The sequence below is a fragment of the Vibrio sp. TH_r3 genome, from assembly GCF_033101115.1.
Lineage (GTDB): Bacteria > Pseudomonadota > Gammaproteobacteria > Enterobacterales > Vibrionaceae > Vibrio.
On sequence record NZ_JAWMPW010000028.1, the window covers coordinates 1 to 25,774 of the forward strand.

At 40.7% G+C, this 25,774-nt stretch carries 15 protein-coding genes and 2 pseudogenes; 8 read left to right on the top strand and 9 right to left on the bottom strand.

All coding sequences use genetic code 11. The features are described from left to right. Positions 1–96 precede the first annotated feature (96 nt). The 5 genes from R3X26_RS16475 to R3X26_RS16495 form a co-directional block, all read right to left on the bottom strand. On the bottom strand, positions 97–702 hold the full coding sequence (locus R3X26_RS16475) for a hypothetical protein (protein ID WP_317718429.1): 606 nt from the start codon (positions 700–702) through the stop codon (positions 97–99). Beyond that, positions 699–1,862 (bottom strand): tyrosine-type recombinase/integrase, encoded by a 1,164-nt coding sequence (locus tag R3X26_RS16480; RefSeq protein WP_317718430.1) that lies wholly within the window; start codon positions 1,860–1,862, stop codon positions 699–701. The genes R3X26_RS16475 and R3X26_RS16480 overlap by 4 nt, the downstream gene beginning before the upstream one ends. Positions 1,863–3,204: 1,342 nt before the next feature. Beyond that, positions 3,205–4,551: a hypothetical protein gene (locus tag R3X26_RS16485; RefSeq protein WP_317718431.1), complete on the bottom strand. Its 1,347-nt coding sequence runs from the start codon at positions 4,549–4,551 to the stop codon at positions 3,205–3,207. Positions 4,552–4,610: 59 nt separating this feature from the next. Then, positions 4,611–7,685: a hypothetical protein gene (locus R3X26_RS16490; protein ID WP_317718432.1), complete on the bottom strand. Its 3,075-nt coding sequence runs from the start codon at positions 7,683–7,685 to the stop codon at positions 4,611–4,613. Further along, complete coding sequence (locus R3X26_RS16495; RefSeq protein ID WP_317718433.1) at positions 7,675–9,294, bottom strand: hypothetical protein; 1,620 nt, start codon at positions 9,292–9,294, stop codon at positions 7,675–7,677. The genes R3X26_RS16490 and R3X26_RS16495 overlap by 11 nt, the downstream gene beginning before the upstream one ends. A 696-nt stretch (positions 9,295–9,990) precedes the next feature. Between R3X26_RS16495 and R3X26_RS16500 the strand changes: the two are divergent. From R3X26_RS16500 to R3X26_RS16510, 3 genes and pseudogenes are all read left to right on the top strand, one after another. After that, a pseudogene (locus R3X26_RS16500) lies at positions 9,991–10,374 on the top strand (IS66 family transposase); the annotation flags it as partial. Between the two features lie 818 nt (positions 10,375–11,192). Continuing rightward, on the top strand, positions 11,193–15,563 hold the full coding sequence (locus R3X26_RS16505; protein WP_317718434.1) for a hypothetical protein: 4,371 nt from the start codon (positions 11,193–11,195) through the stop codon (positions 15,561–15,563). Positions 15,564–16,101: 538 nt separating this feature from the next. Beyond that, positions 16,102–16,300 (top strand): annotated as a pseudogene (locus R3X26_RS16510) (DNA-binding protein). Positions 16,301–16,493: 193 nt separating this feature from the next. Here the strand turns inward: R3X26_RS16510 and R3X26_RS16515 are convergent. The 3 genes from R3X26_RS16515 to R3X26_RS16525 all read right to left on the bottom strand — a co-directional run bounded on the left by R3X26_RS16515 (position 16,494) and on the right by R3X26_RS16525 (position 19,384). Continuing rightward, on the bottom strand, positions 16,494–17,849 hold the full coding sequence (locus R3X26_RS16515) for a Fic family protein (RefSeq protein WP_317718435.1): 1,356 nt from the start codon (positions 17,847–17,849) through the stop codon (positions 16,494–16,496). A 1,024-nt stretch (positions 17,850–18,873) separates the two neighbouring features. Next, complete coding sequence (locus R3X26_RS16520; protein ID WP_317718436.1) at positions 18,874–19,170, bottom strand: type II toxin-antitoxin system RelE/ParE family toxin; 297 nt, start codon at positions 19,168–19,170, stop codon at positions 18,874–18,876. Further along, a complete protein-coding gene (locus R3X26_RS16525; protein WP_317718437.1) occupies positions 19,163–19,384 on the bottom strand; it encodes a TA system antitoxin ParD family protein in 222 nt (73 codons plus the stop codon). Before R3X26_RS16525 ends, R3X26_RS16520 begins: the two co-directional genes overlap by 8 nt. Before the next feature lie 138 nt (positions 19,385–19,522). On the opposite strand from R3X26_RS16525, the gene R3X26_RS16530 reads away from it, so the two are divergent. Further along, positions 19,523–19,846 (top strand): hypothetical protein, encoded by a 324-nt coding sequence (locus R3X26_RS16530; RefSeq protein WP_411572429.1) that lies wholly within the window; start codon positions 19,523–19,525, stop codon positions 19,844–19,846. A 299-nt stretch (positions 19,847–20,145) separates the two neighbouring features. Further along, complete coding sequence (locus R3X26_RS16535) at positions 20,146–20,595, top strand: transposase (protein WP_317718438.1); 450 nt, start codon at positions 20,146–20,148, stop codon at positions 20,593–20,595. A gap of 146 nt (positions 20,596–20,741) precedes the next feature. Here R3X26_RS16535 and R3X26_RS16540 read toward each other — a convergent pair whose 3' ends face one another. Further along, positions 20,742–21,545, bottom strand: coding sequence for a helix-turn-helix domain-containing protein (locus R3X26_RS16540; protein WP_317718439.1), 804 nt, complete (start codon positions 21,543–21,545; stop codon positions 20,742–20,744). A gap of 354 nt (positions 21,546–21,899) precedes the next feature. Here R3X26_RS16540 and R3X26_RS16545 point away from each other — a divergent pair, with 354 nt between their 5' ends. The 3 genes from R3X26_RS16545 (at position 21,900) to rhaB (ending at position 25,765) form a co-directional block, all read left to right on the top strand. Then, complete coding sequence (locus R3X26_RS16545) at positions 21,900–23,630, top strand: nucleoside transporter (protein WP_317718440.1); 1,731 nt, start codon at positions 21,900–21,902, stop codon at positions 23,628–23,630. A 12-nt stretch (positions 23,631–23,642) separates the two neighbouring features. After that, on the top strand, positions 23,643–23,966 hold the full coding sequence (gene rhaM, locus R3X26_RS16550) for an L-rhamnose mutarotase (RefSeq protein ID WP_317718441.1): 324 nt from the start codon (positions 23,643–23,645) through the stop codon (positions 23,964–23,966). A 353-nt stretch (positions 23,967–24,319) separates the two neighbouring features. Further along, on the top strand, positions 24,320–25,765 hold the full coding sequence (gene rhaB / locus R3X26_RS16555) for a rhamnulokinase (RefSeq protein ID WP_317718442.1): 1,446 nt from the start codon (positions 24,320–24,322) through the stop codon (positions 25,763–25,765). The last annotated feature ends 9 nt before the right edge of the window (positions 25,766–25,774 follow it).

The following is a 25,774-nucleotide window of genomic DNA, read 5'->3' on the forward strand; positions in this document are numbered from 1 at the left end:
ACTTTTGTTGCCATACCAGCCCATCAGCGCCCTGTTTTTACCTATCAAGAGCTAGAAATGCTAGCTCTTGTAAGTGCGCTTTCTAGTTAAAACTCTCTAGGACGACTGGCCTAGTGAGTCATCCCACTGCCAAGGTAGTTGACGATACTGATATCGGTTGAGCTGAAACGATACTGGCTTTTTGATGGTTGTGTAGCTGTAACATTGCCTATCATGCGGTTTGTCGATAATGACGGTTTTTTCGCCATAACAAATATCGCTGCGTGGATCTTGGTAATGTTCATATAAAGCGACAGATAACGCTTGGCACCATTGAAGATGCTTTTCCCACACTATTGATCTATCGATAACTCCCTTCGTTTGTTTAAGGGCGCCATAGTATTTTGCTAGCGTCAATCCTGGAGATTGGGCGTGTACGCGCACGTCGTGAAACATGACTGTATTAGATTGCTTCATACTGCGTGCATACCCATTTAATACGTATTTTAGCTTCTGCTTGTCCATTACACGCTCATAGCATTGCTTGGCAATCGCTTCTAAACGGCGTTGCTGATTTAATGAATTCAACGCCATGTCTTGGTTCTTGCTAATAAGCTTATAAACCGCAGGCAGCTCAGCGCCTAATGCAAAGGCGCGCAGTTGATGATTATCCATTAAGTTTTGATGAAAATATTGGGCGCGATTAAAGGTGTCTCTCATCATGCTGCGCCTCCTGACATCATGTCGTTGAAGGCCAGTCCATCTTGGCGAGACGCATTGGCCACATACGGCGCGTACACGTCAAACAGCAATTTGGTGTCGCTGTGTCCTAGTTTGTGCGAGATATAGAGCGGGTTCTCATGCGCGGCAATGTGCAGGACCGCAGCGGTATGGCGGGTTTCGTACGCGCGACGAGGTGTCAGCCCGGCTTTTTTCAACGTTGGGTGCCAAATATGCTTACTGATGTAGTGCGTATCGAGTCCTTTTCCGGCTTTTGATGCAAAGACAAAGGGACTGTTGTCATCTCGTTTTTCCCACTGGCGCTTGAGCGCGGCGTATAACGTGTCGCACATCTGCAAATCACGACGTGATTTTGGCGTCTTCACATCACCAATCTCTCCATTCACGTAATTTTGTCTCACATGAATCAATCGGTGGTCAAAATCTATGTGTTCCCAATGCAGTCCATGCACTTCACAGCTTCGCATGCCCGTCCAAAAACGCAGTAAAAAGTAATCATGCCACTGCTCATCGCAGCAGTTTAAGAAAGTCCGGACTTCTTCCATCGTCATTGGTTTTGAATCGGCCTTTTCTTCTTTTAGTGATTTGTAGCGGCGAAATGGGTAATCAAAGTGATGCTCTTCCGCTGCAAGGCTAATAATCGCAATCAGTGGCCATAAAATACTATTGATGCGTTTGTTGGTGAGTTTGCGCGCCCCATTGTGTTTTTGAATCTCTTGCAGCGTTTGGCGAAAAAACTCCACTTGCGACAATGACACCTCAGAAACGAGCGTATTGCCAAAGTGCGCAATGAGATAGTGATCGAGGATGTTCCTCACTGTGTGTTGATAACTGGTTTTCCAGTTGCCTTTTTGACGCTCAAACCACTGGTTCGCAAAGTCATTGAAAAAAGGATACAGGTGGTCGGGGTATTTATCGCGCTGCAAGCGTTCAAATAACGCCACTTTTTTACTCTCTGGAAAGTAATCACGGTATTGAAAGGTGCCAAGGTCAATCTCGGCGTTCATCTGTTTGAGTGTGGCTTGAGCCAGCCTTACATTTTTGGGGGTCGCCATTTGTTTGGTGCCTTCGCGAAAGCGTTGGCCATACAAATGAAGATCGAACTGAATGCGCCCGTTAGGACGGATGCGAATATGAGCCATAGTGGCCTCCATTGATGTCAGATCTTAAATAGATCTGTCCCTCACCAATGGAATTCGTTAGAATCGAGCCATCGGCTGGGTTCGGTTTAAGTGCTCGCAGCCGGTACGGGGTAGGGAGGTTGCCGCCTTCCTATCCCAACTGCATGTTTTCTTCGCTCCAATCTGTTTTTCATTGAACAAAGAATCATCAATCACTGTAAAACACTGCTGTTTTTATGTCCAGTACTTTTTTGAATTGATGACTCGTTTTATCCCATTTTTTATGAGCATCAACGTTTTGTCGATAATTCGTCATGTGTCACTCACTACCGGTATGTTTTTGACTGGTTATTACTGTGACCCAATCAACTTGATCGCATTATACTTGAGCTTCTTTTTGCTCTCGTGTGTAACGAGATTGAGGGATGAGGTGATGTCATCGTGAGTGAACGGCGCTCCATAGGCGTCATGTCTGTCCATCGTTGTAGACGTTGTGACTTAGATTGGCGACTATCGAATCTCATCATTCACTGTATAATAAAGCTCTGCACTTGAAGGTAAACCCTACCGCAAGTCTGGCGATATCCTAACCCTTCAAAAGAACATCAAGCCACGGCTTGTGACAATCAAAAAATCACGAAAATAGCACGGATTGAAACCGTATGATCCAAGCGCTTTGCAGCAGTCTGTGATGAATCTTCACCGAGCTTTCGATAACTTTTTTTATCTCACGATCAAAGCCCGATATCGCCCGTTTACGCACTGGCTTAGCAAGTAATCCGATGGTTACAGTGAAAAGCATCACTGTAAGTCTGAGCAAAACAGTGGAAAGACTATTGGTGATTTGAGTGAAGTGATACATTTGGCGACTAAGTCTTTGTATTTAGATGATAATCCCCAAAACATGACCAGTTTCCCCAAACTTTCTAACATTTTAGAGACATTATGGGACAACAAGTCTCCACAAAACCATCTCTTATCTTTTATGTTACTTTTTTTTGTGCATTCTTTTTTCGCTCCACTTCATTAACTGTGGGGAATAAAGCGTCAGTACACCAATTGCGAGTGCGATAACTGATACGAATAATACGAAGCCCATAACCATCACCCTAGTGGTTGTTTTTATCAGTATAAGCTTTTTTAAGTGCTGTCGCTAATGTTTGAAATAGCACACTAAGAAAGCGATAAACAAACGGTAATCTAAGAGGGAAGTCGTATTCCACTTAGTATCAAGATGCCATTATCGTTCTCATGCTGATAGAAACGACCTAATTGGGCACATATTGACCTAACACAAGAGCAAGCTGAGTGTTTAATCGCTCAGCTTGGTATCGTGCGCTTTAGGTAAAACAAAGCTCGGCACTTAAAACATCGCTTCTAAATCTAAGGTGTGGTTCTCTCCTGTTTTTTCTAGTTTAATTAAGCCGTTATCTTTGCGGTACTCTTCCAGTTTTTTATTGATTTCTCGTATTTTCTGCGCATTGTTGATCGGTTCGACAGAAAGGGATTGGGTCGGGATCTGTTTTCTGGCCTCGTCAAAGAACCCCATATACGTTTCAAGGCGGTTGGTTTTATAGATGCTGACTTTCATCTCTTTCATTTCCGTCAGGTTAGCGATTTTAAGGTCGAGAAACTCTTTTAAATGAAATTGTACAATGAGTTGCTCGCTGCTTTTCATGGATAGACTCGAGACTAAAATCGGTTTGGTATGATTTTCTTCTTCAACTTGCGCCACTAAGAACGAGTCTTCTTTTTGAATCACAAAATACCCAATGTCATGAGAGCGAATCTTTTGAAACTCTTGCAAACCTCTAATTTCCGCATTGAACGGCTTGATATCGATAGTAAAAATGGATAATACGTTAGGCGTATCGGCCTTTTTTTGCTTAAAATCATCAAGACTCTCGAGCGACATTTGCCAGCATTGTTCTGATGTTTTGATGATAAGTCGGTTGTTTTCTTGTCGCATAAGGATGTCATTATCCACTGTGTGTTTGATGACGTGCTCAAGAAGATCGACACCATGCTCAGATGAGGTGAACGAATGCCCGAGATCGATATTAAGGTTGGTTTGGCTGATGTCGATTTTGTCATCACGCATGATTTTGAGCTCTTTCGTTTCTGGGTCAAATTCAATCATTTGAAAGGGGACATGCGGTTTTATTTCATGGATAAGACGTTGGCAAGTCGACTTGATGATAGTCTGATAGTCACGTTGAGTATCTGAATGAATAAACTGAACGTGCGCGTCAAGAGGGTCATGGGTCTTAATTTGACGGCGACATGCGCGCGCGAGGATGGCTTGGGTATCATGATTTTCCTTGTTCACAAGCGAGACCTTCCTGGTATCGTAGATAATGATAAAAGGGGGCGATGCTTTTGAATGGCATTCAATGTGCAGTGTCATGAACGCGTCGTCAGTAAGGCGTTGAAGGTCGATGGCCGATTGAAGCCAGTTTTTAAACACATCACCTGAGAGTGAAAATGATCCTAGTGTGTTGACTGCTTTGATATCGTCATTTAAATCCAGTGCGATAAATGAATATTCAGGCGCATGACCTCCCACTATTTTGCATTGGTTTTTTTTAAAATCAAAACAAAAGCTGACACAAAAATCGTCACTTTTATTAATAAGTTGAGCTTGAAGGCGCTGTAAGCTTTTTTGAGCAACTTTGGCGTTGATACGAAGTGGCACTATTCTTGTTTTCATTTAATGTTCCTTTCTAGGCTGATGGCGTACTCACTGGCAATAGGCGGCGCTTTGTCATGTTATGCATGACGCTTACGGTGTGTATGGGTCTGAAAATAGGCCAAATACTCATAGATATGATGCACCGTTTGTTTGGCAAGTGTGATGGTTTCTAAAGGAGACAGTGTGATATGAAGCTCTGTCCCCCCTTTGTTTTTTTTCGTGATAATGATGGTGTCTTTTTTATCGGCAAAGTGTTGTCGGATGTTGGTTTCTTGTCGGCTCGGGTCGGTCTTTCCATTCACCACGAGGGTAAAGGTTGCATGAAAAAACTGAAGTTCGGGAATTTTAAAGGCGTGTCTAAATAGCGTGCCATCCCTTTGATTGGTCGTCATTTTGATTAAAATATGGGGCGTTTCATTGTCGTCAACCCATTCCATGTTGGTGACTTTACGTATGGCTTTCTCCCATTTCTCGCGTGAAACCGCACGCTTATGCTTGTTTGAATACGCCCAAATGGTACTGATGTCTGAAAAGAGGAAGTGATCTTGATTGTCATTGAACTGCTGACAAAACAGCGTTTTGAGTAAATCGTGTTGAACGTTTGGAAAAGGATGACAATCGGGTTGATTTGCTCTTAGCGCTTTATCTGATAATAGCTCCGTTAACAGTGTGGTTAAGTGCGAGGTGTTGACAGCTGAGGATGTAGGACGACGCTTTTGAGGAAACATATCCTTGAGAAGGGCCTCTTCTGAGAATGACAGAGGGTAATGCTTCTTTTCTTCTGTTGAAAGCTGCGCGTAGTAGGGGTCTAATTTTGCGATGCGCCGAGAGAGATCGTTTGATCCTTTCTTTAATCCTAATACCCAACAGAGCTTGGCTCGAGTGTAGCATTGGCTTACTTTTGGGTTGCCTGCTTTTCGATAAAATGGATAAAGCCAATCAATGCCGTGGACATAGTGTTTACGTGTTGTAGCGTAGTGTTTGTGCCCAATCTCACGAGTAATTTCTTCAAACAACAAATTGTCATTGAGGCTTAGTGTGTCTTGCTGTTCTAACCAGTGCTGAAACTGCATTTTTAATGTGTCTTGGGTCATTAAGGCTTGCAGTTTGGTGGGGAGTCCAATGTCGATATCACTGGCATGAGACATAAAATGCAGACCTTGAAGGAGGTAGACAAAGGCGCCAGAATGCCTCAAATGATGAAAGCGGGCATTGTCGCCACACATCGCTTTAATTGCTTTTGTGGCGGGTAACAAGTAATGCAGTTGTCTTGAGTTCGGGCTTTCATTTTCAAAACCAATGAGTGGGGTTTGTGAGGAACGACTGACAATGCCACCACGAGTCGACAGCTTGGGTTTAATTTTTACACACATACGGATGAGCTTGGCAAACTCAGGAGGAAGGTAGACGTGTACCAACCGTGATTGCTTGCTTTTGGGTCTTCCTTCGTTGGTTTGAGTAATATGCAGCGTAAAATATTGATTGTCATCTTGACCATCATGCGAGGGGGTTTTCTTAGCCGCCCAGATATCTTTAATTCGCAGCCTCACGATTTCACCGCGCCTGAGTTTGCCAAAATACGCGAGAATGACCGCCGATGCGCAAAATAAACGCTGAAAAAAATGGCCTGTGGCATTGCTCAGTAAGGCATGAACAATCTGGTGCAACGCATCAATAGAGATGAAATTGGCGTCGACATTGACAGGGACGGTAGGGTTCTGCAGTTCGTTTAAATTGATGTGATCGGTTAAATCTTGCGTCGTTAAAAATTTAAAAAATCGATGGAGTGTTTGCTGGGCGCTGAGTGTGGTGAGCGGGGCATAGGTGCGATGCGCCCAAGCCATGAGTTCATCATGGTTCTGGCTGGCTTCAAAGCTTAATGGGGACGACGCCAGTATCCTCGTAAGTCCGGAGTATTTAGTCAGCGTAGAGTCGCTAAGATGGAGAACTCGTTCCCCACCGTATAAGATAAGGTGTTTCACAAACAAACCCGCAAGTTGCGGCAGGACATTATCCATTTGCCATGTTGTCACCTCGTAGTCGGTTGGTTTGGTTCGGTTTTTCTTATAGTCATTTAATAGCCTCTGGTGAGGCCATTTTTCTTTTTTTCCTGGTTCGATTTTTTCATACCACTTGTCATCCCAAGTTTGGGTATAGATGGCATCGAGCTGTTTTTTTTGATTGGTAATGCACACGCGTTGCAGTTCATAGGCGACGTGTCTTGCCGGGTATGCGATATCTTTTAACAGCGTCGGCACCACGTCGTCTCGGTAATACCAAATGGCTTGAAAGAGAAAATGCAAGTGTGTTTTGGGACAGCAGTAAGTGGCCCTGCTCGTCATTGGCGATGGCCCAGCACTACAGATCAGTTGGTCAACTAAGGCTTGGAGTCGGTTGCTCAGTGTTTTGAGTCTCATGGAGGAATGGGAAAGCGCGGCCGATTTCTGCTCATAAAACGAGCGTAAGGCGCGGTAAACCCAGAGCGGTAAGTGATAACGAGTAAACGAGGCATTGTCTGCGTCTTTATCTTGCTGGCCTTTGATGTGTATTAGCCTTAGATAAAGATGGTTATCAACAATTTCAATACACTCTGGCGAGGTGAGTATGTGATGGAGATACTCAAGCGGCAAAGGGGCGACTTCTAATGCCACCATTAAGGCGACCTGCTCTTGGTTAAGCGGCGTTCTTTCTTTATAAAAAACCTCTAATGACGCGTTGTATCCTTCAAGCAAGCGATAAGCGGTGTGCGCGTGAGAGGTGATGTTCTCAAAAAGCTTGGCATCATGATCGATCAGCTTTCTTTCTTCCGTTTGTGGTATGTCCCACCCAAGCACATGGTAGAGATACAGCAAAATGGCGGTGAGTGCGCTTTGGTAATTCGATTTGAGTTTCGCAGGTTGGTATGCCCATCGTTGTCTGATGGTACTTAATGTTGCCTCCGTTACCTGGCGATGGGTGTCTTGACTGTTTGGCCAGCGGTTTATGACCCACTGGATGAGATCTTCTGAGAGCGTCAATGCGTGGTTTTGCTGCGCGTAATGCACAATGTTGCTAATCGATATTGTGCGTAGTAGAGAAGAGGCGCCCTTTATGTCGGATTCATCGTTGTTGCGATAAACTAAAGGCGTGCTGCCTGATGGGTTATCTGACATAGCACACCTTTTGTAAGTTGAAGTTCGATGCAATGCTATTGATGTGGTGAACGAGCTGTTGACGGTGGAGAGGGAAGAGATGGTCGTTACCAAGATTTTCCCCGATAGTCGCGTGCCCCATAAGCCTATCGATTTGAGCATTACTTAAAGAAAAAGGATGAATCTGTTCGAGCGCGTATTGAGCAAAAGCATGTCGTATCGAGTAGGCGACAAAAGTGGCCCCTTGTTGTTTTAAAAACTGGCGCAAGAGATGGGCCGACACATACTGCGCTTCTTTATTGTCATCAATTAGATACCACAAGACATCTTTCTCTAAGCGCAAGGCCTGAGTGGGTAAAAGCGATGCGAGTTTCTTTTGTAAAATTTGATGTTGAGCGATCTGCTGCGCAAGGTAATCACTGATGAATATTTCACGATAATGCCCCTTATCATACACACTGGCGTTTTTTCCTGGAAAGTAACGCCCAGATTCGATGCTGATGTGGTGAGTTGGACGCGTACCCGTACAAATTAAAAAACATAAAGTGAGGTGATAGGTGCACAGATTGTAATAGGTGAGAAAGGCGTCAAGAGAGTAATGATCGTCAAGTGCTCTAAACTGGGTGAGGATCGCTTTTTCTACTTGGCGAAATAAAGTGGCTAAGGTCACCACATCAATACTACGCTGGCTCCCGACCAAGATAGGGGGGAGCGTTGAACTTGGCTTGGATTTGTCTTTGTGATAGTGAAGCTGTCCAATACTATGGGTTGTTAATGCTGCCGGGACGGTTTGTATTAATGTGGTATCCACCAAGTAAACGCGTTCCGTCCCCGAGCGGTTTTTTGTGCGCCTTTCTACGGTAAATTTCTCTTCAAAATTTAACGCTCTTATCTCAAAAATCAAACGTTCAAGATAACGTTCATGCGCTCGAAATATTTTGGCTCGTATTCGGTCGCTGGTTTCTTGTTGATAGTGCCGAGCATGTTTGTGATGGATGCCATGGTATTGATGTGCCAAGACATGTCGGGGCAATGCGGAGAGGTTATTGTCTTTTTGAATGCAAAGATTGAAATAGTTAATGAGGTTGTCTTTTCTGCCGACCGATCGCTCCAACTCATCTAATCCATGTTGTTTCCAACGTCGCTCTATCATGGTTTTGAGTGCCGCTTTTTCTTGTTGACTTAAAAAGGGGCGTTGGTAGCTACGCTGAGAAATAAACCGCTGAAAAAAAGGATTGAGTCGAGAAGGAACCGGCTGCCATAAATAGACGATGTCATTTTTTATTGGGTAGGCGATAGCGTATTCAACCCAAGAGGTCGATTCGTGCATGACGGTTCGAAACGCATTTTTTTGACACGATTGGTAAGCCGGCTGACGAAAAAGATCAGGCAATGTGTAGTTTGAGATCTTAGCGCTATTATCTTGTTTTCTTAACGAAGCCAGCTCCCCTGTGAGCCACAGATAAATGAAAACAAAAAAGTATTTCTCTCGTTTTTTGAGCGAGATCTGGCTGCGATTTAAATCTTTGAAAATTCGGGCAAGGGACGTGACGGTGAGTTTGGCTTCAGGATAAGGAGCGCCACTTTGTTTGTTTCGATTTTTTCTTTTTTCGTTTGTAATGTAGCTCAATAACTGCCTCGTACCATAATCTTACAGTATGATTTTATATAATATAATACATTTAAATTACTAATGATTAAATAAAACAGGCGATGTATTTTAAGTCAAGAGAAAAAGTTGATTGGCGGAACTTTGTTTTATAAGTGTGAACTAGTACCCATAAAATAAGAGAGGATATCGAGTGAAATGGAGGCCATCGGTGGTATCAAAGAATTTCCCGAGCACTTGATTACTTGAGTAGTTGTATTTGGTGCCCTTGAGGTTCTGTCATGATTTGTTTACCGTGAATCTTTAACGTGTCTCTATTGACGAACGTAAAGAAGACCCAATGTATCGTTGGTTTTGATTGTCAAATACATAGAATAATATGCGCACTAGCTAGCAGGTAATTTTATTTTAAGTTTGATTTTAAATTTGTTTAATTGGCTCAAAATAAGGTATTCCGTTGAGTGTTTATTAGGTTAACTTTCATTACGTTTCCCCTCCCCGCTACTCACTTTCGGATCTTATCGCCCTGAGTCTGGGGGGCTAAATCATACCCAATTGCTGGTTTTTCTTGAGAAAGAACGTGTTATGTTTTGGATTGAGTCAAATTCGACTGGGCGGTTGTCTTTGCTGATGAAGCGGCGTTAGTCTCGAGACTATCGAGCAACAAGTCAGGGAACTCGGGCTGACGCAACGCAACGGCTAGCCTGGCATAAAAAAGCGTCACTTCTTGTAATGAAACCGATCCACGATGGGGGTGAAGCTAAGCTGGCCAATCATAACGTAGAAGAAAACAGTGGACCGGGTAAAGCGGTTAGCAACTTCAACAAACACGATGAAGGGCTGACCGCTTTCTGCCGCCTGGAAGGAGCACAACTCGATAATAACCGGGAGGAGCCGGCGCTAAAACTGATCGCGCGTAACCAAAAAAATGCCATGTTTCACAAAACTGCAAGAGTCGCTGGTGTATTTGAAGGTCTTCGTGATGCTTTTATAGAAGTTTTTCGAGAAAGAGGTGTGGATCACTACACGTTTATAGCGACAGGTTATCACAACAATTTTTATACATCGTGCGACTTGTCTTTTGACATCAAGGTTCAATAGTATGCCGTAATTTCAATGCCATTTACAAACACAAACGCACTCTGATTATCGGGATAAAGATTAAATTAAACTTTCACCAAAACCTAAGACAAAGTTCCCATCCGCATCATAGCCAACCATAGTGTGGCTATGATAGAACTTCATTGCTAGTTTGTTTTTGAGAACTAGTAACCGAGTTGTAGATCTACACTGTCAAGACTGGATATCAAGTTAAGTTACTTTCCATACTCTTAGTCATTCATAAATTTATATTTAGGGAAAGCACAGACACACTTTTGACCAATATTTAGCTAAACGACGCAACATTTCATGCAAAGAGAGCTACGTAAAGATTAATTCTATCTATAATTGCTCGATTAGCGTGTTAATCAATGTCTAGCTCATTCTCAGGATCACCCTTATAAGTGAAACATCAATTTCATTAGTTTCCACTGGATGTCTTTCTTTAACTAACTCTGTTACGAGCTCACTAGCATCCATCATATCAACGAGTAGATAAGCTCGGTGCTTTACTCGAGTTAGCGCAACATAGAACAAACGACGCTCTTCGACATGCTCAAACTTATCTCCTTACGGTAACAGTGTATCCACCGTAGGGCAGACCTTATATCCTTGGTATAATCTACCCAAAGCATAATTGTATGATATTTGAGCGAAATGATCATTTAGTACCAATTAATCGTCCAATTAATGATCTAAATCATAGGTGAGACTATTCAATAGACAAACTAATATGGAGCAACTTGTTTTATATATTTCGCATGTTAATTTAAAGTTTTTAGTCTATTTAATAGAAATATAGTGAGCGTAAGAAGATAATGGTTAATATATTAAAAACGATAAGATGGTTGGCTCTATCCTTAACGCTTACTAGTTTTCATGTCATGTCAGCAAGTGATGATACAATAACATTCTCTAGCCAAGATACGTATGATTGCTACGGATTGCGGGCCACGGTCGGTATCCTGAAGCCTTCGGGTACAGATTTTTCTTGGTCTAATTACCCGGACTCGTACCATTGTAATATTGGTAAGCTTCCCCTCTTCCTAGATGGTTCAGTCGTAATAGATGGCAAACAAATTCAAACAGAAGGTCAGAGCATAACCATAGAGGGCGATCTAACTATTCAAAATGGTGCGACTATCGATCTTGACGGTGGCAACTTAAATGTGACAGGCAATGTCATTCAAAATGGTGGGGCTATTTACTTTAACGGCGGTTCCCTAGTTGTAGGCGCTAACTATCATGTGCATGAACAAATGGGAATTGGGAATGAACTGTATATGCGTGATCAAGAGGACTATTTTAAAGTTGATGGTGATTTTACATTAGACCTTGATTTTATAAATAATTCAAGACTCTTATTACTAGAAGGGACAATAGAAATTCAAGGTAACCTTAATGATGGACATTCTAGAATCTACACTGCGAGTAACCACAAAATATTGTTGTCTGGCACCCAAGGTCAACGTGTATATCATGAAGACACGAGGCGCTCATATTCAATACTTTCTCATCTCGAGATAACAAACACGTCGAGCCAAGGAGTACAGTTTGAAGCCCCTATTAACATTGAACACTCCGTTAGTGCATCTGACGAATCAGTCATTGTGGGCTCCAAAAACATATGGTTGACTCAACAAGCGGTTATTGAGAGCGATTGGCATTATGATATTTCATCATTTGGTTGGGTTTTACAAAATGATCAAACGATAGAAGGTAGCTTTCATATCCAATCAGGAGCGGATATTAATGGACATAGCCTTAACGTCGGTAAAGATTTAATTTTTGAACCTTTTGCCGATGGAGCTTTAAAATTAAGCCAAGGTGAAGTGTTGGTTGCTGGTAACTATAATGTTTTAACTATTGATGATGATGAAACATATTGCAGTATACTAATGTCTACCTCAGACGATTATTTGTTTATTAATGGTAATTTATTAATAAATGGAACTCATCGTTTTCAAATGGGAAATGGGCTACTTGAATTAAAAGGCGATCTTGTTGTTAATAGTGAATTCTCTGCACCTTATATGGGCAAAGTGCTTCTATCAGGAGAAACCAAACAACATATTACAGCCTCTAATTTAAATGGTCGATGGAACGGCATACATACAAGAGTAGGTTACTTAAACACTAAGGACTATGAGTTTGGACTTGAAATTAAAGAATTAATGATAACCAACACTTCTGTCGATGGTGTGTCTGTTGATACCCCTATCGGTGTTAAAGTACTCCACTCTTCAGACACCCCCTTTGTTAACGCAGAGAATATAGCAATACGACAGCTGTTAGAGGCGTCTTGGTCACAAGACCTTAGCATTTCTAAAGGGATGGATCTCATTCAAGACACAACTATAAATGGGAATCTTTACATGCTAGGTGGAGTACTAGATTTAGCCGGCCATAATCTAGTTGTAGAGGGTAACCTGATCCATTCTGGTGGTGACTTAACAATTGAGAGCGGAACACTCGTTGTTAAATCTGACTACCGTATACAGACCGTGGATGAGACTTCAGAAACAGGGTATGGTAAAAGTTCTGGTCGGATTGTTATGTTTGGCTCGGAATCAGATTATATTCTCGTAGAAGGAAACTTCATTACAGATTCCGAAGAATCTCTCAAGTTTTGGGATACTTCTTATCTGTTTAGTGGTGTATTGGAAGTAAAAGGGGATTTCACTAAGTTAAATAATGAGCCCTATAGTTTTTTTAACAATATTACAATACGACTGTCAGGTGATACTCAGCAGCAAGTACTATTTGAAGGAACCAGTGAACAACACTCTTCCTTTTATGTGCTGGAACTTGATAATACATCTGAAACGGGGGTGCTGTTTGATTCAAATATAGAAGTAGATTCTCAATTTATATCTAATCAAACCTCTTTTCAGTTATTAGGTGATGCTAATATCTTCCCCGATTTTGATCAAGATGGTGTTACCGATGAAATTGATGTTTTTCCCAGCGACCAAACAGAATATTTAGATACTGATAACGACTATATTGGTAACAATGCTGATTTGGATGATGACAACGATGGTGTGCCTGACATCATTGATCTATTTCCACTGGATGCTAGCGAATCCTTAGATACTGATTTAGATGGTTTGGGGAACGGTATCGACGATGATGATGATAATGATGGTGTAGCTGATCAAGATGATGCATTTCCCATAGATCCTAATGAGCAATTAGACTCGGATGGTGACGGTATAGGTAATAATTCCGATCCAGATGATGATAATGATGGTGTAGCTGATCATACTGACACAGATCCATTAGAGCCTACAATTGGCGATACACTGGCGCCAATTTTTGGAGAGATAATAGATGTAGTGATAGAAGCCTCAGGAGAGTTTACCTCTGTAGAACTATCACCACCAGCGGTATCAGATAATTCTGGAATTGTTTCTGAGGTAGTACATATGGATAACCTAACAGAACTTTCCGTGGGCTCACATCAAGTTATTTGGTATGCGACAGATAATCAAGGTAACGTAGCTACCGCCATACAAAATATTATTGTCCAAGATACGATGGCTCCTGAACTCTTGGTCTCTAATAAAACGGAAATTCAAGCGGTTGACCGTTTAACTCCAATTGACAGCTCTATGTTTGGTAGTGCGGAAGACTCGGTTGATGGCACATTAGCTTTAAACTTTAATGGAGAACCTGAACTACCCTCAGGCACTCACAATATCATTGTATGGGCACAAGACTCGACCGGTAATATGGCAGAGAAAGAAATACAATTGGATATTCTGCCGTTAATTCAAATTAGTTACCCACCAGTAATTCAACCAAATCAAGAAATCAAATTGTCTTTCGCTTTACTGGGTGATGCCCCGGCTTACCCAGTGACTTTCTCATATAATTTGGATACAGACTTAATACAGCCAAACAGCGGTCAAATAAGCATTGATAACGACCAAAATCGACAAGCAGAGTTAAGCTTGACGGTTGATAACAGCGTTCTAGACAATGCCAGCTATGATTTGATTTTGTCTGATCTGGTAAATGCGGTGCGTGATGAAGCTAATAATGTTACATTTTCAGTCGACATACCCACCACAAACTCTCCGCCGTTAGTTGATGTAGAAATCATTCAAGGTGGCAAGCAAGTACCCGTTGTGTTTAATAGTGAAGGAGAAGTTACAATAAGAGCTATTGTGAAAGACAACAACTCGATGGATACTCACAATGTGACTTGGTATAAGCTTAGTGGTGATGGAGTATACGATACACAGAGCGATAGTGATGATACAACTTTCACCTATATTCCTAATGATTCAACGGGACTTATTGCTTTAACTGTATATGTGAACGAAAACAATACCAGTGAGAAATTCTCAGTAGAACGAACCATTTATGTTCCTGTCGCAAACATGGCTCCTGTATTTGTCTTTGAACAAGACAGCGATGGTGATGGATACACAGATGAACAAGAAGGATATCAAGATAGTGACGGAGACGGTATAGCAGACTACCTAGATAACGATACCCGGAGCTATGTTTTACCTGCTGGAGACAATAACACTTCTATTCGAGTTAGTAATAACCAAAAAATAATGCTTGGTTCCATTGCTCGATCGACCAGTTTGGGGGTTGCAACCAATAGTACTATATCTTTAGACGATATAATAAAGTTTACAGCAGATAATGAGCAACCTATTGAAAATGTACAAGATGAAGGTTTTGATTACATAACGCCAATCTACAATATGGTGGTTACGGATATAGAAAATCAAGGTGACAGTATTAGTATCTTGATTGAGCTTGATTCCGAACTGCCGCCAAATGCTATTGTACGGAAGTATCATTTAGATTTGGGTTGGTATGATTTTGTAGAAGACTCAACTAATAGCATTTATTCATCTGCACTGATTAAAGGAGAGTGCCCGTCAATTGTATTCGATAATTACCAATCAGGTCTTATCGAGGGTTCTAAATGCCTCTTGCTTACTATTGAAGATGGGGGCCCAAATGATTTTGATAGCAAGGTAAATGGTATAGTTGAAGATCCAGTAGTATTGGCTCAAATAACAGATACTGATAATTCCGCTGTAGAAGATGAAGAGATAGTTACCCATAGTTCAAGTAGTGGTGGTTCACTGTCTTTCTATCAACTATTGTTTTTATGTATGCTGATAGGTAGTCGACGCTATCGACACGTAATCAATGATTGATTTTTTCTATTTTTACAACATGATAATTGTGTCGTTCTAAAATACGTTGACGATTTTTGATAAAAGGTCAGAAGGCTTTTTGCTCTGGCTTTTTTTCGCGACGCCGGAGATATAACGAGATTTCGCAGTTAATTTAGGAATAACATTCCTCTATCCAGCGTTTCAACAGGAAGCCCTTGACTAACGTCGCCGTAAGGCGACCTGATGGGCTGGCGGTGACTATCCCTAGATTTAACACCTGTAATGATACGTTCTTAACATCGAGTGATTCGACGACCTCAAGTAGATGCTTTGTGTTCATTTCAAGCTTACACGCGACTTTTTGGGGTCGCCGTCACTCAACATTGTTCAATGTGTAATTACCAGTAGTAAATATTTTGCGATCACAATAGCAATAACGCGATATTCGGGTTCGGAATGCCGCTAAATTAATATGTAACGTAATTGTCACTCGATAAACACTGATATGAGTGAGAATTACAATATGGAACAACATAAACGAGCATGTATAGAACAATAAACCGCAATATACATTGGTATGAGCCGCTCTTTTCTTCGTCAAGCGGGAATGGAAGGGCAAAGTAATATTAAAACCATAGCACCACCATTCATTAAGATTGGTCGGGCTGTGCGTTATCTCAAAGATGATTTAGACCAAATGGTTAGGTAGTCAGACTAAGCGAGAGCATCTTTCCTCGATGGATGAAGGGAATGCATTTCACGTTATTTGGTACTGAGGGCAGCTACATAACAAACTGATTGATTGGCTATCGGTGCCTAAAAGGGCATCGATGGTCTATTTTTTTGCCGATTATGACGGCGTAGGGCTGAACAATTTTCGGCGAGAAGCTAGGAGAAAGAGCAGAGTTTTGGATGATGCCTAACTTGTCGTCGATCCTAAATGTTGGTGACAGACTGGCCTGTTATTCATTACCCATGCAATTGACGCCATTTTTCTAATTGAGATGGTCTTAGGCCATATCGTGCTAATACTCCCTCATGAATTCGTCTTAATTCTTCTAATGCAAGCGCGATAATATTTTGCTTATCCGTTTCTTGTTCATGACTAACAAAGGATTCAATAATATCAAAAGGTTGAGATTCAGGTGTCAGTATGACTTGCTTAACGATCTCTTTTATCTTCGCTCGATATTGCAGGCGCTGTTGGTCCGGTTTTACTAGCTCTTGTTTCACCGCTAGGTATTCTTTTGTTGAACGCTCGTACGCCCATAAATACAGATCACGAAGGATCTCTATTCTATTCATTTCATATACACCAAGTACCGCTTTACTGTAAGCTTCCTTGGGTACATCTAAGAATGTAAGAGGGCACACGTTGGCTTTAAGTAAAGGAATGTTTGCAGCTAAACGAGAAGTGCGTTTATTAATATCGGCAAAAGGTTGCAAGTAAGGTAAATGCACCATAATAAAAAATGACTGCTCAAATGGATCAAAAATTTGATTGGCTTTATTAAGTATTGTCTCAAGTTGGATAGAGAGCACTTCTTCGGATGACATTGGTTTATAAACGCTGCCTCCTATCTCTACCACGTGATTGCGTACTCGACCTTCATCAAACGGATTGGCTAATAAGTTTTCTGAAAGCGCACTGTGCAAATTTAATATTGTGAAACGGTTAAATTCAATGGAATCGACATTATCAATGAGCAATTCAATCGCTGATTTATGATTTAAAATCATCTGTGTCTCGATGATGTCTTTTCCTTGTGCAAACTGGCCGTGCTCAATTAATTCTACCGTATCTAATCGACTATAAGTATTGCCCTCAAGGTGGCTTGATGCCCAAGATAAATCAATTAATAAACGATTATAGATGTCTCTTCCATACGTGCCCGCGGGTTGTGTTGCATAGATGGTTTTTCCCATGCGGTGTAGCTGGCGACGAATAGGTTCAGAAAGGTAGTACGTTTTATTGGGGATGTAGTTATCTAAGAAATCACGTGAATAACCAACGGGAACGCGCTCAAAAGTAGGCTTACTTAGATAAGTAAGAATGTCATGGCTATCAGGAGAAAGTGGGATCGTTTTTGGGAAACCATCATTCTCGTGACGGCTTGCAAGCGTTACATCGATTTTATTAATCATTGCAATGTATTTACGCGAACGTCCCTCTCCAATAGCCTCTATCTGCTTGTCTTTAATAAGTTTATTAAGCCAGCGTTGAAGCGTACGGCGAATTAAGTCTGGATGAGCAATAATAAGATCTGAAATAGACACGGGGTGGGATTGCTGCTCGATATAACGTTGGACTTCAAACCTATTCATGACAGAACCTCTTTAAACTATGACACCTTTCCAAATGGAAGTGTCACAATTATGGCGCATTTATCCTTTAGTGACAATGAAGGTGTCGCTTTGGGTTTTACTTTCTCCATGTGCTCTTTGCGCTTGAGTTCGCGGGTACTGTCAACTTATCTAAATAAGACGTCAAAACTCAACTCACGTCGCCTTATCCTGCATTTTGGATACAACTTACCCTAGTCCATTCGATAAATGATCGTTCACGGAAAAGTCGATAGTGTTTGGCTTGCATCAAATGGCGATCCGGTCGGGGTATAGTGGATGAGTAAAACTGGCCACTAGTATGTAGGTAACTTGAATGATTTTCCTTAGCAGCATTTATCCGGTTTCAGTCTCGTCATTATGAAGCGACAGCACGGGTTTATCTTGAATCCAGAGTGGAGACTTTCACTTTTATGGATACGACCGAATACTGTTTTTATCGTTAAGGGACATATTCCCACAAATATGAATTTAAGTTGAGTTGGGTAAGGTCAGCTGTAGTTTCAGGGTGGGTTTGTGTGTTAAGTCAGGTTCAACCGGCAGTGGTATAAAGTTCGGTGTCATCGCCTGCTCGACTAAAAACTGTTTGCGCCAGGTATTGAGTTGAGTGGAGCAGATCCGTAATGCCTTGGTGATCTGACCGACTCGATACTTTTCAAGTAGCTTAACCGCTTGCTGACGAAGTTCATCAGGGATATTGACGTGTTTACTGGCGCGGGTTTTTCGCCAGTGCTCAATGTCCTCAGACCATAGCCTAAGATGCTTCGCATCTTAGGCTATTCCCCTCCCTGCTGCTTCGCAGGGAGTACCCTAGCCATTAAGGATGGGAACTATTTGTTCCCATCTGTTCTTTTCCTATTCAGGTTGAATAAACTAGTACCTTGCAACTCTAAACATTATGCCCAAAAATGTTTCAGTATGAGTTAAACTAACAAACTTATGCCCATTGTGTTTTACGTCGGTTTTTCGCCAATGCATTCAGTTTAGCTAGTTCGATATGATTCATTCAGATTGAGTAAAACAATTTGACATCACGATAGAAGTTTTCGTGTGAACCGAGTGCTATCAATTCAAGGGTAACAGTGCCATCTTGATAACTGTAACCTAGCAGGGTCAACTGTTTTACCATCTTAAATTTATAGACTCTAAGGAAGGATAAATCGCCTTTCTTTTGTTCACCTAAAAGCGGATTCTCGATCAGTGCTTTGACGGTATTATCGAGATCCACTTTTTGATTTTGGTGCAGTTTTTTGACTGTTTTTTTGAAAGATGGAGTTTGAAGAACCTGCGTTATTTTAGCCAAAGTTGTAAGCCTCAAGTTTGCCAGCTTCTTTTTCAGCTTTCGCAATAATGGCTTGTCTCACAAATTCATAGGGTAGATCAGGATTGTCTTCCATCATTTCGCCAATTTTAGCCCAATGCTCAATTTGTTTAGGCGTGGTACGATTCAAGGCTTTAGCCATTATAGCTGCTTTATCGACGAGTTCTTGATCAAGACGTATGCTTGCAGTTGGCATGATATAATCCTCTTGTAAGTTTTAAATAATTGTAGCGCAATGCTACATAGGTAGCAATGTGAATCATAACAAAGCGTTCAAGAAGGACAGCCAACGCTTGGCAGTTTTGGTTTGGTTGAGCATTTGAGGTTACGGTTGGTGAATTTCAGTGCAGTTGTTTGCTATCGCACTTTCGCCTTATATCCCCGCCCTCATTGGACGAGGGTTTACGGCGATATTGCTAAGTTGTTTTGTGATTCTTATCGTTTATCAAATGTTAAACGTGAGAAGTTAGTTGAAACTATGATTGATAGGATTCAGACCTTAGTTGATTTTATGCAAAGTGAAGCTGAGAACGGTAATGAGGCATTTATTGAAAATATCAGTAATGGACATCATCTTGCTTATTTAGCTGACATCGAATATCTGAAACTAAATCATCAATCCATTACAAATAGTCTATTTGGTGAAAGGTGCTTATAACAAATGCATCAACACGATTTACTACACTCGGCGTTGTCAGTTTGCCTTTAGTTTCAGTGCGACTTGAAGTCGTATAAAGCGTTGTTCACCGCTTTATGAGTGAATGTATGATACTCCCCACTTTTGCAAGTAATAATATTGTAAGCTATCTTCCCGTAAGCTCACAACAAATGGGGGAATTCTCAATGCGTAGAAAATCATACTGGTTTGGTGTGAACACCGATTCCGGAAAGTGACTAAAAGTGTTCACGTAAAAACCGGAATGACCGTTCACAGTAAAGCCAGAATAGGTGTTCACAATGGTCCGGAATCACCGTTCACGATGCGCCGGAATATGCACTCTGCTTTTGATAACTTCTTTCATCCCAAAATTAAGCGCTAAATACCCAAACTTCAAACGTAGACACGGCAAGCAATCTAGCTATCACTGTGTTGGTGTTAAGGTTCTTGATGGTGCGATTAAACTACCCAAGATGACCCCAGTTAAAGCCAACATCCATCGTGAGATCATTGGTCAGGTTAAAAGCATTATTCTCTGTTTGAGTAAAACAGGTAAGTTTTATGCGTCCATTCTTATGGATGATGGCGTTGAAACGCCTAGCTTGATTCACTCAATCGATAAAGTCATTGGTATTGATTTGGGGTTATCACATTTTGCTATTCAATCGAATGGCAAGAAAGAAGCCAACCCACGATTTGTAAAACGTGCGGAGAAGGATCTCAATGCCGCTCTTAATATCCGTGATTAAAGGTATTCTAGAATTAAAAGCGACTGGACAGTCGTTTCTGCTTATGGAAGCCGCATAAGACTCGATACTATCGAGCACTGGCTAACGAAATAAGAAGCATCGCCCAACGGGCGGTGAGTAGTCACAACATCGCAACGTAGACTAATTTAGTTTTTATATAAAAGTGGGTGAGTCATGCGAGCCTCTCTTGGCGTTTGATTAAAAATTTGTTTAAATTTAGTAGAAAAATAATTACTGTCCTGATAACCAACTTTAAAAGCTATATCCGTAATGGATTGATCTGTATAAAGAATTTCAGATAACGCTTTGCAAGTACGTGTGTAATGCAAGTATTGATTAAAGTTCATTCCTGTCAATTTTTTAATACTGTTAGTTAATTGACGTGAAGAGAGTTTTACCGCTTCAGCAACCTCATCAAGTTCTTTTACGTCTGCATAATTTTGTTGAATTTGTGATAAAGCATAAATGACTTTGTCATTGGTATTTAACCAGTCGACATTCTTTATTTTGCCTCTCCACAATTCAACAATAATTTGCTGAAAAATGAATTGAGCGATCATTAGTGATTCTTCATTGTTTAAATGCGATTCTATATGTAAACGTTCAATTAACTTGCGGACAGATTGTGCAGTGTTTTCATTGATAAACCAACCAGTGTCTTTGTCTGATTCATTTGGTAAAAATCGTTTAACATCTGAACATAATTGGAGTTTATTTTTTTCAAATAATATATTACTCAAGTATAGGTCATCGACTGTATCGAATAAATGACGGTCCTCTTTTTTTACAAAGCAGACATAGTTTTTGCTGAGATTCATGGGAACATCATTCATTACATGTGTACCGCTGCCCTGCGACACAATAATTATTTCTTCAAATGAATGTGCGTGCTCAGGATAAGGTTCTTGAGGAGAGCGTAGTTCAGTGGTAATCGGACTGCACGAATTCATGAAAAATTCTCTCGACTTTAGATAGATCATTTTAACCTCTACTTTTAATGTCGTTTGAATCTATAAGCTTTAACTTAGCTTTTCCTCGCGGAATATCTCACTTTTCACTACTCTTTTAGTGATATGTTCAAAAATGTGAAGGTAGAGTTGCACACCTTAAAAAACTCACCAAAATATCGATTCCTGATGTGAATTATCCAAGGTTTAAATTTGTCAGGTTTGTAAGCTACTTCTAATCTCCCTACATGCTACATGGATAATGTGCGGTAATTCAGTGGGAAATTAACAAAAACGACACTTAAATAATTAAGTTAAAGGTATAAAAATAAGCTTACAAATAGCAAGGAGACATTCATGTCTGTAACGATTACCTCTACAAAATCTGAAGAAATAAAAGTAAATGAAGGTACACTTAATGAATATGAACAAGAGCGAGTGCCCAAACATAAACTGCTTGGCTGGCGGCATTTTCTTGGTTCTTATTCTGGTGAACACGTAGCGGGGACTGAGTTTGTTATCGGTGCCGCTTTTGTTGCATGGGGTGCCAGCACTTTCGACATTTTGGTGGGCTTACTGGTTGGTAACTTGATGGCTGTATTAACCTGGGCTCTTATTACTGCACCTATAGCAACTCAATCTCGATTAACCGTTTATGAATACCTACGTCGAGTAGCAGGGCCTGGATTTAATAAAATTTATAACGTGGTCAATGCTGTATTGTTTTGTGCTTTAGGAGGGGCGATGATTACCGTATCAGCGTCCGCTGTGCGTATTTTATTTGATATCCCAGCACAAACACATTGGTATCCAAATAGTGCAGGATTTGTTGCAGTTGCTCTCGCTGTAGGAGCGATTGTTGTTGCTATTGCGGTACTGGGTTTTCAAAAATGTGCCCAGTTCGCGACAGTATGCTCTCCATGGTTATTAGTTGTTTTTGTCACTGGCGGTATGGTAGCTCTGCCTGCATTAAGTAACGTTGGTAATGGTGAAACTTTCACAGGTTTTGGTCAATTTTTAACGCTAGCAGATCAATACATTTGGACAGGGAAAACACCAGACGGGTCACCATCAATGACATTTTGGCAGATTGCAGCTTTCGCTTGGGTATGTAACTTAGCAATGCATGGGTCTCTAGGTGATATGGCTTTATTACGTTTTGCTAAGAGTACAAAATACGGTTACTTCTCTGCGTTTGGCATGTTCTTTGGTCACTATATTGCGTGGATTTGTGCTGGTGTAATGGGTGCCGGAGCGATGTTACTTATGCAAACAAATATGTCTAACTTAGATGCTGGAGGTATTGCCTATGCTGTGCTTGGTGCAACAGGTATTATCGCAGTTATCATTGCTGGTTGGACAACATCTAACCCAACGATATACCGTGCTGGTTTGGCAATTCAAAGTATTTTCCCAAATAAATCACGTGCGTATATCACTACAATTGTTGGTGTGATAACAGCGATTATCGCTTGTTTTCCATTTGTATTTACACGCTTACTCGACTTTGTTGGGTATATGGGCCTACTTTTAGCTCCAGTTGGCGCTATTATTGTGTCGGAGCACTGGGTATTTAAAAAGCTTGGTCTAACTCCTTTGTGGTCTAAGTACCAAGGTAATGAATTAAATAAAGCAGCACTCATTGCTTGGATTATCGGTGTGGTGTTTGCTGTTACCTGTGAGCAATTAGGCTTCTTACATTTATTCTTCTTATTTGTGCCAACTTATTTGCTATCTATGGCTATTTATATTTTGTTAGCTAAATCAATGGGTGCTGCTGAAGACTATCGTGAGCAGGAAGCGGAATATAATAAAGAGTTAGAGGAACGAGAAGTTTATCATGCAAAACAAGCCAAACTTGAAACTAAACAGCAAACTGAAACGAAGACAGCAAGTATGCTCGAAAAAATCACAGGATCTATAGCTTTGGCATCTCTAGCTGCTATGCTTATTTCGGCATTTACAGTCTGGGGGGCAGGCTCCGATTATCAAATTGCATTTGAATCTTTCAAGGCATTCGCTATTTATCCCACTGTAACTTATTTTATTACCGCAACGACTTGGATCATATTGCGTGACAAGGCATAGGAGAGATCACTTATGAATGACGTTATTCGTAAAGCTTTTGTCATGCAACTAAATGAAGACTGTAAGGCAGAGTATAAACGACGACATGATGAAATTTGGCCTGAATTAGTGGACGTTTTAAAGTGTCATGGTGGCCATAACTATTCCATTTTTCTTCATGAAGAAACGAATCAACTATTTGGGTATGTTGAAATCGAGAATGAAGAGCTTTGGCAACAAGTTGCCAGTACTGAAATATGTCAAAAATGGTGGTCATATATGCAAGATATAATGGAGACTAATCCTGATAAATCTCCACAATCTATAGAGTTAACTTCAGTATTTTATCTGGCCTGATATGTCTTTTACTGTCACTGCAAAACCTCGCAATTTAGCGAGGTTTTTTCTTTTTTAACATTAGCTTAATTTCGACAATTACCATATAAAGTATCGATTTATTCTTTAGGATATTACGAATCTCTTGCTTAAAAGTAAGTGTGAAATAATAGATATTGTATCTTCACAATGCTCACATCAGTAATTCTCAATTCAAAATTATCCAGCACAAATACACAAGTTATCAAAAGTTTGAAATATCGCATTAGCTTCTTGAGGAAAACGCACGAAATACGTTTTTTATGGAGAATTTCTGAAGTTATTTAGTTGAAAAAAACGATGTAATACGACTAAAGAACAACGGAGTGGTATTCATGAAAAAAGCGGTGATTGCAATAGATCTCGGGGCGTCAAGTGGACGTGTCATGGTTGGTCACTTAGACAACGAAAAAATTGAACTCGAAGAGTTTCATCGTTTTCTAAATCAACAAGTAATGAACGATGGACAATCATGTTGGGATCTTTATTTCATATTAGAAGAGATAAAGATCGGTATTAATAAAGTGCTCTCTTCTGGTTTAGATATTATTTCATTGGGTATTGATACGTGGGGCGTGGATTTTGTTTTATTGGATAAGTCTGGCCATCATCTGGGTAATTTTGTTAGTTATCGGGATGAGCGTACTGAAGGCACAGTAGATAAATTACTTCAAGATAGTCAACTTACACGTGAACAGATTTATCACCAAACTGGTATTCAGTTTTTACCATTTAATACACTCTATCAGTTAAAAGCCATTACTGATGAGGAGCCAGAATGGTTTTCTGATATAGATACATTGTTATTTATTCCCGATTACCTGAATTACAAGCTTAGTGGAGTGAAACATTGTGAATATACCAATGCTTCCACTAGTCAATTATTGGAATGCAAAGAAAAAATTTGGAATAAGCCATTAATTAATGCCTGTGGTGCAAAAATAGAGTGGTTCCTACCCCCTATGATGCCTAATCAGATCATCGGCCAATATCAAATCGGTGATGTTCAAATTCCTGTGTGTTCTGTAGCAAGTCACGATACCGCTTCAGCAGTCGCTGCTACCCCTATTGACCATGAGTCAATGGCCTATCTCAGTTCTGGTACTTGGTCTTTGGTGGGAGTTGAAAGCTTTGAACCTTATACAGGTGAGGTCGCCTATCAGTACAATTTAACTAATGAAGGCGGCGTGGATGGGCGCTATCGAGTTTTAAAAAATATTATGGGTTTATGGCTGATTCAGCGGCTTAAAGCAGAGAACCCATCGATTACATTTTCAGATATATCTATTTTGGCTCGTCAAGGTGAACCGTTTAAGTATATTTTGAATCCAAATGATAACGACTTCTTGAACCCACAATCGATGACATGTGCCGTCAAAAATTGGTTTAAAAAACGCGATCTTGAAGAACCTGAAACACTGACAGACATCATTCGTTGTATCTACGACAGTTTAGCATTGGCGTATGACAAAGTAATAACTGAACTTGAGGAAGTCACTGGAAAACCAATTACTGAGTTACGTATCGTTGGTGGTGGGACACAAGACTTATTTCTAAATCAACTTTGTGCAGATGTTTGCCAAGTTAAAGTATCAACCGAACCAACGGAAGCTTCCGCGTTGGGTAATGTCATTAATCAATTTATCGCATCCGACTTGATCAATTCGTTGGAAGAAGGACGAAAAATCATTGGTGCCTCTTCAGACGTGAAGAGTTTTACTGCAAACCCTATTGAGGGATTGGAACAAATCAAATCTCAATTCCAAAAAATAACTAAATAAGGTACATAA